Source organism: Trichocoleus sp. FACHB-591, from assembly GCF_014695845.1.
Lineage (GTDB): Bacteria > Cyanobacteriota > Cyanobacteriia > FACHB-46 > FACHB-46 > Trichocoleus.
On the sequence record NZ_JACJPA010000045.1, the window covers coordinates 402,564 to 419,014 of the forward strand.

The following is a 16,451-nucleotide window of genomic DNA, read 5'->3' on the forward strand; positions in this document are numbered from 1 at the left end:
TTTTTAAAGCCATACTACGTAAGTACTCAGCAGCCAATCAGCACTTTCAGCCTCTGTATTGTTTAGGATGCAACTTCGGTTATCTACTGACATTATGTGAAAGGATTATGATGACGCCAAACCATAAATTTAATTCTTTTATAAGAAATAATTAGTTGAATCTACGGTTTTCACAAACCTAAATTTAGTCATCAGGATTCGTACTTATTTTGACAGTCGTCTAAAAACATCATGAAAAAAATTCTTGTAATTGAGGATGATCTCCCAGTTCGAGAAAACATCCTAGAACTATTAGAAGCCGAAGCGTTTGATGCCATTGGGGCAGAAAATGGTGCGGTAGGCGTGCAAATGGCTCGGAAACATCTACCAGACCTAATTCTTTGTGATGTGATGATGCCAGAGCTGGATGGTCATGGTGTGCTGGCCACTTTACGGACAGAACCCGCTACAGCTGCGATTCCTTTCATCTTCTTGACAGCCAAAGCTGACAAAACTGACTTTCGCCAAGGCATGAATTTGGGAGCCGATGACTATTTGACCAAACCTTGCACTGCGGATGAGCTGCTAGGGGCGATCGCAGCGCGCCTCCAAAAACAAGCCGTCGCCACCGAGCAGTACACCACCGCTTTGAATCAGGCGCAAGAACAGCTCAATCAGTTAATTCGGCATGATAGCTTAACGGGCTTACCCAACCGCTTAGCCCTACGAGAGCGATTTACGGAGATTTTGGCTCAAGCGAGCCAAGCGAACCATCTAGTCACCATTCTGCTGATCCATCTGAATCGGTTTAATCGCATCAATGACAGCATGGGTTATCAAGTGGGGGACTTGCTGATTCAAACAATGGCGGAGCGGATTGTTGCTTGTGTGCAACCCATAGACAGCGTCATTCGCCTCAATCCAGAGCAATTTATTGTGATTCTGTCTCACTCCGAGCAAAATCAGGCAGCGGCAGTGGCCCAGCTCGTCCTAGACCGCCTATCTATTCCCTTTGTCTTGGAAGGACAAGAAATTTTTATCACGACCAGCATCGGTATTACTACTCATACCGACGCTGCTGACAATGTTGACCTGCTAATTAAGCAGGCTGATGCCGCCATGCAAACCGCGCAGAAACAGAGCGGCAACCACTATGAGTTTTATGCTTCTGGGATGACTGTCGGCTCTCTAAATCAGTTTCTGCTAGAAGCTAATTTGCGTCATGCCTTAGAGCGCTCAGAGTTTCAGGTTTACTACCAACCCAAGGTGAGCTTGGTCACGGGGGAAATTGTTGGAGCGGAAGCCTTAATTCGGTGGTTTTCTTCTAGTCAAGGCTTCGTCTCGCCCGTTGATTTTATTCCTTTAGCTGAAGAAACAGGATTGATTGTGCCCTTGGATGAATGGGTGATGACAACAGTTTGTACCCAAGCTAAGCAATGGCAACTAGCCGATTTACCACCACTCCAGGTTGCGGTCAACTTGTCAGGTTTGCAATTTCACCAAACTGACCTCACGGAACGGGTAACCCAAATTTTGCAAAGAACTGAGCTGGAGCCGCAGTACCTAGAGCTTGAGCTGACTGAAAGTGTAATTATGCAAAATACCGATGCCACCATTAAAAAATTGGATCAGCTAAAAACGCTGGGGATTCAAATTGCCATTGATGACTTTGGGACTGGCTATTCTTCCTTGAGCTATTTAAAGCAATTTTCCTTTGATACTCTCAAAATCGATCGCTGCTTTGTGCAAAATATTAGCTGTGATTCTAAAAATGCTGCCATTACCACTGCCATGATCCAGATGGCTCACGATCTTGACTTAAAAGTAATTGCAGAAGGCGTTGAGACCAACTCAGAGCTAGCTTTTTTACAGCAGCAAGCCTGTGATGAAATGCAAGGATATTTCTTTAGTCGGCCTGTTCCGGCTCCTGAGTTTGAGCAGTTACTCGTGACTGGTAAGCGGCTCGCTGATTAACGATTGGTATACCTGAGAGATTACTGAGCAAGTGGGAATACTGAAAGCAAGCTTCGGTGAATCCTAGGTTGGTAGCTTGCAGGGCATGTGGCAAAGGGTCAAAAATTTCTTCCTTAGTTTTCGCACTTATGCTGACCTCAGCCCTGATGTCAAAACTCGGCGGCAGGTGAATCACTGGCTACGCGATCGCCCTGCTCTAACATCAGATGAATGGTACGAGTATTTTTGGCAAGCCCGCCAAGTTTCACCCGCTGTCGCAACGTTTGCCTATATTTATTTAGAGCAGTATTCCGGTTTGCAAACGGCCAGAATCTTACCTAGCGATCGCTTAGAGGAAGACTTGCATTTGACCTTAGTTTGCTGGTTTGACTGGCACTTCACCCTTTGCGAAGATTTTGAGCAGCACTTAGGGGTGGGGATTGAGGACTACTTGGAAATGCAAGACCTCTCGACCGTTGAAGATTTTGTCATGTTCTTAAATCAGCAATTGCTCTCCGTGAATCACTCCTAAGTCAGGTGACGCTGATATGAGGTGTTGCGAACCTAGTAGAACGTCCCTTGAATCTCCTAATCTGCTTGTAAAGCTCAAGCATTCACCTTTAGGGTTATGTCACTCGCTGCCATTGTATTAGCCGGAGGTCAAAGCTCCCGGATGGGTCAGGACAAAGCCCTGATTCCGGTCCAGGGAGTACCGCTGCTACGCCACGTTTGTGATGTTGCAGCCGAGTGCACTAACGAAATTTATGTAGTGACGCCTTGGCCACAGCGTTACCGTGAACTATTGCCCAATACTTGTCGGTTTGTGCAAGAACGACCACTGCATCAAGATATTCACCCCCAAGGCCCTTTAGTGGGATTTGCTCAAGGGTTAGCCCAGGTCCAAACAGATTGGGTTTTGTTGCTGGCTTGCGACCTGCCTCGGCTTAGGGGCGAAGTCTTGCAAGGTTGGGCGCAACAGTTAGATACAGTTCCAGAACTTGCGATCGCCTTTGTCCCGTACCATGCTCAAGGTTGGGACCCGCTGTGTGGGTTCTATCGCCGGAGTTGCTTGCCTCTCTTGAATGCTTTTATCAGCCGAGGCGGGCGATCGTTCCAACGGTGGCTAGACCACAATGAAGTGCAAGCCATTCCGGACGCTGACAAACACATGCTCTTTAACTGCAATACACCCAACGACTTAGCGGCTTTAAATTAAATGCGCCACCAGTAAGATGCCAATTTCTCAAGTGAATGGCTAAGCTCGGTTTAGATAGTAATATTTTTAACTAAGGAGCTTAACACTATGAGTATTGAGGATAGAGCTAAAGCTGTTGCTAAAAACATTGAAGGTAAAGTTCAAGAAGCAGTTGGCAATGTAACAGGCGATCCTAAAGACCTAGCCGAAGGACAGGCCAAACAGAATCAAGCCGCTGCTATGCACACGGTAGAAGACATGAAAGATCATGCTAAACGGCTGATCGATCATGCTTAATTTGCTCTTTTAGTAAGCATAAACCTTGGTTTCGCTTCAGCAGAGTTCTAGTAATTCTGCTGATTTTTTATGTTAGTTGCTATCAGCAATCCCATTCATTTGCCATTCTTGCAAAGCGATCGCTATTCCCTGTTTTAGTTCCGGTGATGCCGCTGGATCTGCTGCCAGGGTTTGTAATTTTTGATGAGTGATTTCAGGCGCTAGTTGCTTTAAAGCTGCGATCGCGTGTAACTGCACTCCGATATCTGGCGTGGCTAACAGTTGAATCAGCGGTTCTACAGCAGCTAGTTCTCCAAGTTGCCCCAAGCCTAGAGCGATCGCTTGTTGCGTGTGGGGCTGTTGCACAACAGGGTGTTGACTTCCTAAGGCTGCCAATAAAATTTCGACAGCTTGCGGTTTTAACTCAGGGGCTTCCACTCGGCCTAGTGCCGTGAGCACCGCTTGATAAACCTCTAGGGACTCTAGCTGCAACGCTTGGTGTAAGTAGTTCAAAGCTTCTGGATGTTGCATCCAACCCAAAGCTCGTACTGCTTCTAACTGAAGGACAGCAGGAGTGGCCGCAGATTGCAATACTTGCCACAAGGCGGCAGCTGCGGCGGGAGTACCCAAGCGTCCTAAGGAAGTAGCTGCTTGTTGACACACCGCTAAATTAAAATCCCACAGGCAATCGCGCAGGAGGGCTACCACATCCAGGTCAGGAGCTAAATCAGCTCGTAACGCTAAACCCGCCACAGCCTCTCGTCTGACTGTAGCCGCCACATCATTGAGAGCATTGACCAAAATCGGTGCAATCTGTGGGTCATGAAAACTACTTAATGCTTCGATCGCAGTCGATCGCACCTCTACTTGTGGGTCATCCACCACACTGCATAAGGGAGCAATGGTTTCACGGCTGCGAATCTGAGCTAAGGCTTGCACTGCCAACCCTCTGGATTGCTCGTCGGCTAGTAGTTCTGTTAAAGCGGCGATCGCATCAGGGCCAAAACTTGCCAAGGTAGTGGCGGCAATTTCACTCAACTCTTCCGCTTCTGTATCCTCGGATTGCAGCAACTGCACCAAGATTTTGATGACTGCTGGATGGTTGAACTGACCTAGAATTCGGATTGCAAACCAACGCAGTTCGACCTCGGCTGCATCGTCTTGCACAATCTCGATCAACGGTGCAATCAACCCATCTACACTTTGCCCAATCTGACCAAACGCTGCGGCTAAGGTAGGAAACACTTTGGCTAGATCCCAGCGCGATTGGAAGTCTCCCGTCGCGAGAGCCGCGATCGCCAAATCTAGCACTTGCTTTAGCGCTGCTACTGTTGGCCCATTTTCCTTAGCTTGAGGAGTCGTTTTTACAGCAGCAGAGAATTGTTGCAAATACTGATTCAGTAGCGGCCAATCGGCTTGTTGTGCCGCAGCCTGAGCTTTTTCCAAAACCTCTAACATTGGCAAATCGGGGGTGTTAATACTTTCACTAAAATCTATACTTTCACTAAAACTGTATCTCCCTCCAGCTTTGTCTCGTAAGTTTTGAGCGGCTCTGTCGCAGGTCCTTGCAACACTTTGCCATCCGTACCAAATTTAGAATCATGGCAAAGACAAACAAAAACTTTCTGCTCGGCTTGCCAGTCTACGAGACAGGCCTTGTGAGTACAGCTAGCATTGACTGCGGCTAAAGTGTCAGGACTATCTGGATTACGCACCACAAGCAAAGGCCCCGAAACAAACTTCTGATCGCCCAACTGGCCCTTCTGGTCTAAAGTCGCCACAGTTCCCACAGGTTGAAAACCATCTGCACGAGCAACCGCGCCTGAAGTGGCCGCAGGATTGGATGCTGTTTCGTTGGAAGTTGTGGTTGTTTTGTTAGAACAAGCTGCGATCGCCACTGGCAAAGAACTGGCAATTCCACCAACGCCAACCCAAGTTAAAAAAGTACGACGATCCATGTTCAGTCTATAAAAGTTCTGCTCGTTCAATTGTCGCATAAGGCTCCAAATCAGTTCCTACACTACCGATTACGGGGATTTTCAGCCTCCTAACTGCCTAAAAAATCTACCTGAACATACTTTGTGAATAGTACAGATTGCACCAGGATTATGCAGTTTTTGTATATTTGATCACCTTTTTTGGTTCATTGAGCTAATACAAGAACCGCATAAATTAATTAAAAAATAAGTAATTTTTTCCAAGCAGATTGCGTTTTTAGCTCAACTCAGTTTTTTCAAACTGTCTCGAATGATGCAAATTCTCAGAAAACTGTATAGAAAACAACTTTTAATAAGCATGGAATTCATGCAGTAATTGCATTGATTGATGAATTTTGTAGTTAAAGATACAAATATTCTTTCTATGCAGAAGTTACATAAACATAGATTTTGCAGCTAGAGATACACTTTCAAATTCAAAGTCAAAGATTTTGATTTGAAGTTAAATTTCCTGGCTCAAAGCAGCTTTAAAAGGACTTGATTATGACGAAAGAAGCGATCGCGACTATTATTAGTGCTGCCCGCACCAAAGCAGAACTGGTTGAAGACAGCTTGCCTAAATTCCTGATTCTATCTGTATTGGCAGGAATTTACGTTGGCTTTGGAGTGATGCTGGTTTTTTCCATCGGCGCACCCTTGCATGCGGCTGGGTCACCTGCGGTTAAAGCCTTAATGGGAGCCTCATTTGCGGTCGCTTTGTCATTAGTTATTTTTGCTGGGTCCGAACTATTCACTGGCAATCATATGTTCATGACAATTGCCAGTCTCGCTAAACAAGTTACCTGGAAAGACACTTGGAAAGTCTTGGGCATCAGCTTTGTTGGTAACTTGGCTGGCTCTCTGCTGCTAGCCTTGCTCTTGGTTCAGTCTGGGCTTTTGGCTAAAGGACCGATCAAGGATTTTGTCTTAGAAGCTGTAGCTGGAAAAATGCAGGCTCCCTTTATGGAGCTATTTTTTCGCGGCATTCTTTGCAACATTTTGGTTTGTTTAGCCATTTGGATGGCCGCTAAGACTAAAGAGGATATCGCGAAGTTAGTGCTGATCTTCTGGTGTCTGTTTGCCTTTGTAGGTGCAGGGTTTGAGCACAGCGTTGCCAACATGACCCTAATGGGATTGGGTCTATTTATCCCTCATGATCCTGAGCAAATTTCTTGGATTGGGTATGTCAAAAACTTGATTCCTGTTTCTCTTGGTAACTGGGTTGGTGGTGCTTGCCTGGTTGGAGCCTCTTACTGGTATGTAGGCAGCGATCGCCCATCTCGCAAACCCAAAAAAGCTAAAAAGTTGGAATCAGTGCCCAGTTTTGAAACTTGGGAAACAGAACCTAGGGAGAAAACAACTTATTAATTGCTTAAGCGAACTCATTCTCCTAGTTAAAGAGCTTATCCAGACTATTTGGATAGGCTTTTATTTTTTGAAGCAGCACCTATTAATCAGGTCTTTTGTATCCTTTGTTGCAAAATCAAATGTTTTTTAGATCGTTTGAAATCAACGAGTTATGTCAAAACAGCATGACTTACATGCAAGTGTTTCATATATAGAAACATTTTGTAACTATAGATACGAATTCACTAGCTAAGTACTCATAACCTTAGCTGGTAAGAAACGTTAAACGGCAAATTACATTGAATTCATCTGAATTCAAACCTTGCTTAAAGCCAGCAGTGACACGGGTAGATTCATGACAACCGCAGCAACCAATCCAGCGACTGGAAGCAATAAATTTGAGAAGCTCAAAGCTGAAAAAGACGGTTTAGAGGTCAAAAAAGAACTTGATCGCTTTGCTCAAATTGGCTGGGAAGCGATGGATGAAACCGATCGCGACTACCGCCTCAAATGGTTGGGTGTATTCTTCCGACCTGTCACTCCTGGCAAGTTTATGTTGCGGATGCGGATTCCCAACGGCATCCTCACCAGCGGTCAAGTACGGGTGCTTGGAGAAGTGCTACAACGCTATGGTGAAGATGGTACTGGTGACATTACCACTCGGCAGAATATTCAGTTGCGCGGCATCCACATCGAAGACCTACCCGATATCTTCCGTCGCTTCGAGGAAGCGGGTCTCACCAGTATCCAGTCTGGCATGGACAACGTCCGCAACATTACAGGCTCTCCCGTTGCAGGGATTGATGCAGACGAGTTGATCGACACTCGCGGCATCGTCCGTAAAGTGCAGGACATGATCACCAACAATGGTGAAGGCAATCCCTCCTTTACCAACCTGCCCCGGAAATTCAATATTGCGATCGCGGGCTGCCGAGATAACTCAGTCCACGCGGAAATCAATGACATCGCCTTTGTCCCTGCCTACAAAAACAACAACCTAGGCTTCAATGTTTTAGTCGGTGGTTTCTTCTCTGCCAAACGTTGCGAAGCCGCAATCCCCATGAATGTCTGGGTTGACCCCCGCGATGTGGTGGCTCTGTGTGAAGCGATTCTCTTGGTCTACCGCAACCACGGTCTACGGGCTAATCGCCAAAAAGCGCGCTTGATGTGGCTGATTGATGAGTGGGGTCTCGACAAGTTCCGCTCTGAAGTTGAGCAACAAATGGGTCATGCGCTCCAGACGGCTGCTCCCAAAGATGAGATTGTCTGGGATAAGCGTGACCATGTCGGCATTCACGCTCAGAAGCAACCCGGACTAAATTATGTGGGACTACATGTTCCGGTAGGCCGCCTCTACGCCCAAGATATGTTCGACTTAGCGCGTCTCGCCGAAGTCTATGGCAGTGGAGAGGTTCGCCTCAGTGTTGAACAAAATGTGATTGTTCCCAATATTCCTGATTCTCGCTTAGGCCCCTTCCTGAAAGAACCTCTGCTGCAACGCTTTACCGCTGATCCTGCGCCGCTCTCGCGATCGCTAGTTTCCTGCACCGGATCTCAGTTCTGCAACTTTGCCCTGATTGAAACCAAGAACCGCGCCGCAGCCCTGATTCAAGAATTGGATTCAGAACTCTCTTTGCCGAAATCCGTGCGGATTCACTGGACAGGTTGCCCCAACTCCTGCGGTCAACCTCAAGTGGCTGACATTGGCCTCATGGGGACCAAAGTTCGCAAAGATGGCAAAACGGTGGAAGGCGTAGACCTCTATATGGGTGGCAAGGTGGGCAAACATGCTGTTTTAGGCACCTGTGTCCAGAAATCCATTCCTTGCGAAGATCTCAAACCATTTCTCACGAATCTCCTGATCCAAAACTTTGGCGCTCAAATCCGCACGACTCCACTAAAAACTTCTGCTCAAATTCAGTTTTCTGTGGAAGAAGAGGTAGTTTCCAGCCCGGTTGCTGCTGTCAATGTCCCTGCGGCATCCAGCTATCAACCTGTGGCAGTGGCAACGCCAGTTCCCTCGGCTCCCCCTGCTCCTCCCGCTCAACATGCGATCGCCAGCTTTGCTAAATCTGGCAAAGAAGTTGCTTGCACAGAAGCAGATACGTTATTGGATGTAGCGACTCAAGCAGGGGTAGAGCTAGATAGCAGTTGTCAGGCAGGTACCTGTGGCACTTGCAAGCAAAAACTGCTGGAAGGACAAGTGCGATATGAAGGTGAACCGGATGCATTGGATGCCAGTGAGCAAGCAGCAGGTTGGATTCTAACCTGTATTGCTCATCCCATCGGCAAGGTTGTGATTGATGCTTGATTAGCCGTTGTTTTCCTCACTGCCTCTCGCTCAATCACGGTGATAACCGAGAGGCACATTGAGAGAGCGATCGCTCCTTGCACCCCAAGCCTCACATCCCCAGGATGGATTGCGAGGTAGGTAGTTACGGCTTAAAAACCACAAGTATGTTTCGCTACAGACAAAAACGCCAAAACCTGTAGAAAAACTTCAAAATTGCTCATGGGTAACATTTTATCTAGAGCAACATCGGTAGGGTAATGACAAGTTGTTGGTATAGAAAACTACCAACACCCCAAAATTTTCACAACTTATAACTTGAGTATTGGTGAACGAGGATGACGAAGTTTTCGAGACGGAAATTCATCTTGACAGCAGGCGTTACAGCCGCAGGTACTCTACTCGCCCACGGCTGTACGTCCTCTAATTCGACCGATACTGCTGCTAGCACTTCCCCCAGTGCTGCTCCTGCGGTTAATGTTGCCGCCGCCGATGCGCCAGAAGTCACCACGGCCAAGCTCGGCTTCATTGCCCTGACAGATTCCGCTCCCCTGATCATCGCCAAGGAAAAGGGTCTATTTGAGAAGTACGGTATGAAGGATGTCCAAGTGGCCAAGCAGGCTTCTTGGGCGGCAACCCGTGACAACATTGTGCTGGGTTCCGAGGGCGGCGGGATCGATGGCGCTCATATCCTGTCTCCGATGCCTTATCTGATTTCAGAAGGCAAAGTGACTGATGGCAAGAAAGTACCGATGTACATCTTGGCGCGTTTAAACGTCAACGGTCAGTGCATCTCCGTTGCCAATACCTACAAAGACTTGAAAGTGGGTTTGCAGAGCAATGCGCTCAAAAATGCCTTCGCTCAAGCTAAATCCGCCGGGAAAGAAACCAAGTGCGCCGTTACCTTCCCCGGTGGCACTCACGATCTGTGGATGCGCTACTGGCTCGCAGCGGGTGGCCTAAATCCGAATGAAGATGCTTCGACCATCGTGGTGCCACCGCCCCAAATGGTCGCCAACATGAAAGTCGGCAACATGGAAGCCTTCTGTGTTGGCGAACCTTGGAATGCTCAGCTCGTCAACCAAGGACTCGGCTACAGCGCCCTCACCACTGGAGAACTTTGGAATAACCACCCAGAAAAAGCCTTCGCCATGCGGGCTGAATGGGTTGACAAACATCCTAAAGCAGCTAAAGCCCTCCTGATGGCAGTGCAAGAAGCCCAGATCTGGTGCGACAAGGCAGAAAACAAAGAGGAGATGTGTGACATCCTCTCCCAACGGGAATGGTTCAAGGTTCCAGCCAAAGACATTATTGAGCGAGCCCAAGGCCGCATCGACTACGGAGATGGTCGAGTGGTTGAGAACAGCCCCCACATCATGAAGTTCTGGGCTGACAATGCTTCCTATCCTTACAAGAGCCATGACCAATGGTTCCTCACCGAAAATATTCGCTGGGGTTACTTTGAGCCAGAAACAGACACCAAGAAACTAGTCGATGCTGTGAATCGGGAAGACATCTGGCGGGAAGCGGCTAAGGCACTCGGTCAAGAAGCCATGACTCCTAAGAGCCCTTCTCGCGGTGTGGAAACCTTCTTTGATGGCGTCAAGTTTGACCCTGAGAATCCAGAAGCTTACCTCAAGAGTTTGCAAATCAAGAAAGTTGAAGTTTAAGTCCAACCGTGAATTTGTAGGGGCTTGATTGTCTAGGCTCCTACCCTTCTTTTCTCACCTGCGACCTAACGAGGAACAAGAGAGCATGACAGCTAGATCGAGTAGTAACGCCATCAATTCTTTCCCTGCCAACTTGCTGCCTCAGCTACGGAAGCAGGCAATTAATGTGATTCCTCCTGTAGTCGCAATCCTCATCTTTTTGGTAATTTGGCAAATTCTCTGCTCAGGCCCCAAAGCTCCGCTACCAGCACCTACCACAGTCGTCACCGAAACTTGGGATTTGATTATTGATCCTTTTTTCGATAACGGTGACACCGATAAAGGCCTAGCTCTGCAAATCTTTGCCAGCCTGAAGCGAGTCGCGATCGGGTACTCTCTGGCTGCGATTGTGGGAGTCGGTCTGGGAATTTTGATTGGCACGAACAAGTTAATGTTTCGGGCCTTGGACCCTCTGTTTCAGGTTTTGCGAACTGTTCCGCCTCTAGCCTGGTTGCCGATCTCCTTGGCCGCGTTCCGCCAAGCCAACCCCTCCGCAATTTTCGTTATTTTCATTACCGCCATCTGGCCGATCTTGATTAACACAGCCGTTGGCGTGAAGCAAATTCCGCAAGACTACAACAACGTCGCTAAAGTCCTGCGGCTTTCCAAGCAAAAGTACTTCTTCAAGATTCTGTTTCCCGCCACGGTGCCCTACATCTTCACTGGCCTCAAGATTGGCATTGGTCTCTCCTGGCTGGCGATCGTAGCGGCTGAGATGCTTACGGGTGGCGTTGGCATTGGCTTCTTTATCTGGGATGCCTGGAATAGCTCCCGCATTAGCGAAATTATTTTGGCTCTGGTTTACGTTGGCGTGGTGGGATTACTCCTAGACAAGCTAGTCAACTATGTCGCTTCTCTGGTTGTTACTGAAGAACAGAAGTAAATGCCTGAGTGAGCCATATTGATGCTCAGCATGACTCAGCGCTTACTATCTCTCTCAATCACCGATCTAATTTCATCCCTCATCCTTCATCCCTCCTAGCACCATGTCTGCCTTCGTTGAAGTCGATCATATTGACCGTGTCTTCCCGCTTTCTAATGGCGGCAGCTATGTCGCGCTGAAAAATATTGAGCTAAAAATTCGCCAAGGTGAGTTTGTTTCTCTAATCGGGCACTCTGGCTGCGGCAAATCGACCCTACTCAACATCGTGGCAGGCTTGGATAAGCCCACCAGCGGTGGTGTGGTTTTGGAAGGTCGGCAAGTGACGTCACCCGGACCCGATCGCATGGTGGTGTTCCAAAACTACTCGTTGTTGCCTTGGCTGACAGTACGCGAAAACATTGCCCTAGCAGTCGATGAAGTCGCTAAGAACCTGCCTAAAGGAGAGCGACGGGGCATCATTGAACACCATATTGATTTGGTGGGGTTGCGAGCGGCGGCGGATAAGCGCCCTGGCCAGTTGTCAGGTGGGATGAAACAGCGGGTGGCGATCGCGCGTGCCTTAGCCATTCGTCCTAAGTTACTTTTACTGGATGAACCCTTTGGAGCATTAGATGCACTCACCAGAGGGAACCTGCAAGAGCAGTTGATGAAAATCTGCGAAGAGAGCCGTGTGACTTGCTTGATGGTGACGCACGACGTAGACGAAGCGCTGCTCCTCTCTGACCGCATCGTCATGCTCACGAATGGCCCGGAATCGCATATTGGTCAGATTTTAGAAGTCTCGATTCCGCGACCCCGCCATCGCTTGGAAGTGGTGAACCACCCCAACTACTACAGTATGCGGAGTGAGATCATCTACTTCCTCAACCAGCAAAAACGAGCGAAGAAGCGGCAAGCCAAGCAGAACATTGCGATCGCCCGTCACGGCCTCGAAAAAGTCAACCTAGACATTGGCTTTATTCCGCTCACGGATTGTGCTCCTCTTGTAGTCGCCAAAGAAAAGGGCTTCTTCAAGAAGCATGGTCTAGACGAAGTCAATCTGGTCCGAGAATCTAGTTGGAAGACGGTTGCAGAAGGCATTACCAGTCGCCGACTCGATGCCGCGCAGATGGTGGCAGGCATGCCCCTTTCGATGACCATTGGTGTGGGTGGCAATGCGCCTGTGCCAGTCGTTACAGCTTTGGTGCTCGATCGCAATGGCAATGCCATCACCCTCGACAAAAAGTTTCATGAGCAAGGAGTAAAAACTCTAGCCGACTTCCGAAACGCCATCCGTCAAGCTCCCGACCAAGTTCATACCCTGGGAGTTGTCCATCCTGCTTCCATGCACAACTTGATGTTGCGCTACTGGTTAGCTTCCGGAGGCATTGATCCCGATCAAGATGTCAGCTTAACTGTCATTCCGCCGCCGCAGATGGTCGCCAACCTCAAAGCAGGCCACATCGACGGCTATTGTTCAGGTGAACCTTGGAACTCGCGGGCGATTCAGGAAGGATTGGGATATGCGATCGCCACTGATCTCGACATTTGGCCCGGACACCCAGAGAAAGTCTTAGGGGTGCGTGAAGAATGGGCAAACGAGCATCCTGAAACTCACATCGCTCTGCTCAAAGCGATACTGGAAGCCTGCGAATACTGTGACGATCGCCGCCACCGGGAAGAGATTGTAGAACTGCTAGCTCGGCCTGAATATGTCGGCACCGCCGCCCAGTACATTCGACCTGGTTTCATCGACCCTTACAATCGCGGCAACGGCGAAGCGCCCCAAAACTTGCCTCGCTACAACCAGTTTCACGTCGGTCAAGCCAACTGTCCTGGTCGCGTAGAAGGGCTGTGGATTTTGACTCAACTCGCTCGTTGGGGTATTACTGCTTTCCCCAAAAATTGGGTCGAAGTTCTCGATCGCGTCCGGCGGGTCGATCTGTATGGAGAAGCCGCTAGACAACTCGGTTGGCCCGATACCGAACCCGATCGCGATTCCTTTAAGCTCTTTGATGGCACTCTCTTCAACCCCGACGATCCCATCGGTTATCTCAATCGCCTCACGATCCATCGCGATATCCGCATCGAAGAAATCATCCTCGATCAACCCGCCCCCACCCCAACTGCAACTACTCCTACCTCCACAAGTCCCACGATCGCCGCCTAGCTTTTCTTTTACGCTTCGCGAACGGCAGAGCCGAACATCCCTCCTCCCTCCCTTTTCATCCTTCCTCTCATCCCTCCTCCCCTAGGAACCATGCAAATTCTCGACGGTCAAGCCTTAGATTCATCTCCAGCCATGAACCGAGACCCTTTCTTGGTCATTGACAACGTTTCTAAGGTCTACCCCACGCCCAACGGTCCCTACACAGTTTTAGATGGAATTGATCTCACGGTCTACGAAGGCGAGTTTATCTGCGTCATCGGTCACTCTGGCTGTGGTAAGTCAACCCTCCTAAACATGGTGGCAGGCTTTAACAAACCCACCACCGGAGAAGTGCGTTTGCAAACCAAACGCATTACTCAGCCTGGACCCGACCGGATGATGGTGTTCCAGAATTACGCTTTGCTGCCCTGGATGAGCGCTTTTGACAACGTCTACCTCGGCGTGGATGAAGTCTATCCCGACAAGCCACGGGCTGAGAAGGTGAAGATTGTCCGGGAACACCTGGCAATGGTGGGTCTAACAGAAGCCGCTGACAAAAAACCAGGGCAACTGTCGGGCGGGATGAAACAGCGGGTCGCGATCGCCCGTGCTCTGGCCATTCGTCCGGAAGTGCTGATCTTGGATGAACCCTTTGGAGCGCTAGACGCGATCACGAAGGAAGAACTGCAAGAGGAGCTGCTGCAAATCTGGCGGGATCATCGTTGCACCGTGATGATGATTACCCACGACATTGACGAGGCGCTATTCCTAGCCGATCGCCTGGTAATGATGACCAATGGCCCCTCGGCTCAGATTGGTGAGGTGCTAGAGATCCCCTTCCCTCGTCCTCGCGATCGCGCTCAGTTGTTAGAAAGCCCAGAATACTACAGCCTCCGTAACTACGCTCTCGATTTCCTCTACAGTCGCTTTGCCCTAGCGCACTAACTCTGGCTCTGACAACTGTCATCGATTTTGGGGCTATCTCTCACTCCGTACCCGCAACTTTACCCGCTTGGAATTAGGGATTGATCCCTCTGTTGAATTCAAAGGTTTTGACGTGCTTCAAGGATTGGTGTCATTCAGGGGTCGCTACCGCATTCTTCACCTGACGTGGTTTGCCTTTTTTCTCACTTTTGTTTGCTGGTTTAACTTTGCACCCTTCGCCACCACCATTGGCAAAGACTTAGACCTCACCACTGAGCAAGTTAAAACCTTAGGCATTTGTAACCTGGCCCTTACAATTCCAGCTCGCATCATCATCGGCATGCTGCTGGATCGTTTCGGCCCCCGGATTACCTATTCCGTGTTGTTGATGTTTGCCGTCGTTCCTTGCTTAGCCACCGCTCTATCCCAAGACTTCGGCCAGTTGGTGATTAGCCGTCTCCTCATGGGCATTGTTGGCGCTGGCTTTGTCGTTGGCATTCGCATGGTGTCCGAGTGGTTTCCGCCTAAAGAAATTGGGGTAGCCGAAGGCGTATATGGCGGCTGGGGAAATTTTGGAGCCTTTGCAGCGGAGTTTGCTCTCCCCTCGCTCGCTGTTGGTAGTGCTTTTTTAGCCGGCGGCAGTAGCGGTTGGCGGGTGGCGATCGCCCTGAGCGGCATCGTTGCAGCCATTTACGGCTACATCTACATGCGGATGGCGCAAGACACTCCCTCCGGGCAGGAATATCACCGTCCCAAGCGCAGCGGCTCGCTCGAAGTCACCAGTGTTAAAAGTTTTTGGGCGTTGATCCTGTCAAACTTAGGTTTGATCCTGGCGTTGGCCTTGTTAGCATGGCGCTTAGCACAACCCCAAATCAACTTTTTCAACACGCCTCAAATGTTGGTGGCTTGGGGTTTACTGGCCGCCCTGTTTGCTTATCAAACTCACAAAGCTTGGGATGTCAACCGCGAATTGTTAAGCGGCAGAAAAATCTATAAACCTAGCGATCGCTACCAATTCCGCCAAATTGCCTTGCTAGAGTTCACTTATGTCACCAGCTTTGGCTCTGAACTCGCGGCTGTTTCCATGCTGCCTGCCTTTTTCGAGAACACCTTTGCGCTAGAACATGTGATGGCAGCGATGATCGCAGCTTGCTATCCCTTCCTCAACTTAGTTTCTCGTCCCAGCGGCGGCTTGATCTCTGACAAATTTGGTAGCCGCAAATGGACGATGACCCTCCTCATGTTTGGCATCGGCGTTGGGTATCTCTTAGCCTATAACATCAACCAAAACTGGCCCATTCCTTTGGCGATCGCTGTCACCATGTTTTCGGCTTACTTTGCCCAAGCTGGCTGTGGAGCTACTTACAGCATCGTGCCTCTGATTAAAAAAGAGATCACAGGACAAGTCGCTGGAAATGTTGGTGCCTACGGCAATTTTGGTGGCGTGGTTTATCTCACCATCTTCAGCCTTACCGATGCTCAGGTGCTATTCCAAACGATGGGAATCGCCGCGCTGATTTGCGCCAGCTTATGCGCCTTCTTGTTGCAAGAACCCCAAGGCTCCTTTGCGGCTCACTACGATGACCCAGCTGAAACCTCAGATCTCCAGTCCATTCCTATGTTGGCGGATGAATCACATACTAATTCCTAATCACCCATCCCTAAAGGGGGCGTGCTGCCTCATTTTCAGGTTGCCTACATTAGAATGGTAAGTATTTATGCTTATCAAAAGTGTAAGCCCATCGAACATCCGTACCGCTAGCAGAGAAAAAGCGTCAAGCAGGCAGCACT

The 16,451-nt window shown here is 49.1% G+C and carries 13 protein-coding genes; 11 read left to right on the plus strand and 2 right to left on the minus strand.

The window, feature by feature from the left end:
- Positions 1-231 precede the first annotated feature (231 nt).
- The 4 genes from H6F90_RS09980 (at position 232) to H6F90_RS09995 (ending at position 3,424) form a co-directional block, all read left to right on the plus strand.
- Complete coding sequence (locus tag H6F90_RS09980; RefSeq protein WP_190552317.1) at positions 232-1,953, plus strand: GGDEF domain-containing response regulator; 1,722 nt, start codon at positions 232-234, stop codon at positions 1,951-1,953.
- Positions 1,954-2,038: 85 nt separating this feature from the next.
- Positions 2,039-2,464, plus strand: coding sequence for a hypothetical protein (locus H6F90_RS09985; protein ID WP_190552318.1), 426 nt, complete (start codon positions 2,039-2,041; stop codon positions 2,462-2,464).
- A gap of 96 nt (positions 2,465-2,560) precedes the next feature.
- Complete coding sequence (locus tag H6F90_RS09990; protein ID WP_190439710.1) at positions 2,561-3,148, plus strand: molybdenum cofactor guanylyltransferase; 588 nt, start codon at positions 2,561-2,563, stop codon at positions 3,146-3,148.
- An 87-nt stretch (positions 3,149-3,235) separates the two neighbouring features.
- Positions 3,236-3,424: a CsbD family protein gene (locus H6F90_RS09995; RefSeq protein WP_190439712.1), complete on the plus strand. Its 189-nt coding sequence runs from the start codon at positions 3,236-3,238 to the stop codon at positions 3,422-3,424.
- Between the two features lie 72 nt (positions 3,425-3,496).
- On the opposite strand, the gene H6F90_RS10000 is transcribed toward H6F90_RS09995, so the two are convergent.
- Both H6F90_RS10000 and H6F90_RS10005 read right to left on the minus strand, forming a co-directional pair.
- Entirely contained in the window at positions 3,497-4,861 is a 1,365-nt protein-coding gene (locus H6F90_RS10000) for a HEAT repeat domain-containing protein (protein WP_190552319.1), read from the minus strand.
- Between the two features lie 35 nt (positions 4,862-4,896).
- Positions 4,897-5,361, minus strand: coding sequence for a ubiquinol-cytochrome c reductase iron-sulfur subunit (locus H6F90_RS10005; protein WP_190552320.1), 465 nt, complete (start codon positions 5,359-5,361; stop codon positions 4,897-4,899).
- A 522-nt stretch (positions 5,362-5,883) separates the two neighbouring features.
- On the opposite strand from H6F90_RS10005, the gene H6F90_RS10010 reads away from it, so the two are divergent.
- From H6F90_RS10010 to H6F90_RS10040, 7 genes are all read left to right on the plus strand, one after another.
- The gene (locus tag H6F90_RS10010; protein ID WP_190552321.1) at positions 5,884-6,747 is read left to right on the plus strand and encodes a formate/nitrite transporter family protein; all 864 of its coding nucleotides are present in this window, start codon (positions 5,884-5,886) and stop codon (positions 6,745-6,747) included.
- Positions 6,748-7,081: 334 nt separating this feature from the next.
- Complete coding sequence (locus H6F90_RS10015; protein WP_190552322.1) at positions 7,082-9,037, plus strand: ferredoxin--nitrite reductase; 1,956 nt, start codon at positions 7,082-7,084, stop codon at positions 9,035-9,037.
- A gap of 317 nt (positions 9,038-9,354) precedes the next feature.
- A complete protein-coding gene (locus H6F90_RS10020; RefSeq protein WP_190552323.1) occupies positions 9,355-10,686 on the plus strand; it encodes a CmpA/NrtA family ABC transporter substrate-binding protein in 1,332 nt (443 codons plus the stop codon).
- Between the two features lie 85 nt (positions 10,687-10,771).
- On the plus strand, positions 10,772-11,608 hold the full coding sequence (gene ntrB / locus H6F90_RS10025; protein ID WP_190439727.1) for a nitrate ABC transporter permease: 837 nt from the start codon (positions 10,772-10,774) through the stop codon (positions 11,606-11,608).
- A gap of 103 nt (positions 11,609-11,711) precedes the next feature.
- Positions 11,712-13,757, plus strand: coding sequence for a nitrate ABC transporter ATP-binding protein (locus H6F90_RS10030; protein ID WP_190552324.1), 2,046 nt, complete (start codon positions 11,712-11,714; stop codon positions 13,755-13,757).
- Between the two features lie 90 nt (positions 13,758-13,847).
- The gene (locus H6F90_RS10035) at positions 13,848-14,681 is read left to right on the plus strand and encodes a nitrate ABC transporter ATP-binding protein (protein WP_190552325.1); all 834 of its coding nucleotides are present in this window, start codon (positions 13,848-13,850) and stop codon (positions 14,679-14,681) included.
- A gap of 112 nt (positions 14,682-14,793) precedes the next feature.
- Positions 14,794-16,311, plus strand: a complete 1,518-nt coding sequence (locus H6F90_RS10040; protein WP_190552326.1) for a NarK family nitrate/nitrite MFS transporter — start codon at positions 14,794-14,796, stop codon at positions 16,309-16,311.
- Positions 16,312-16,451 lie beyond the last annotated feature (140 nt).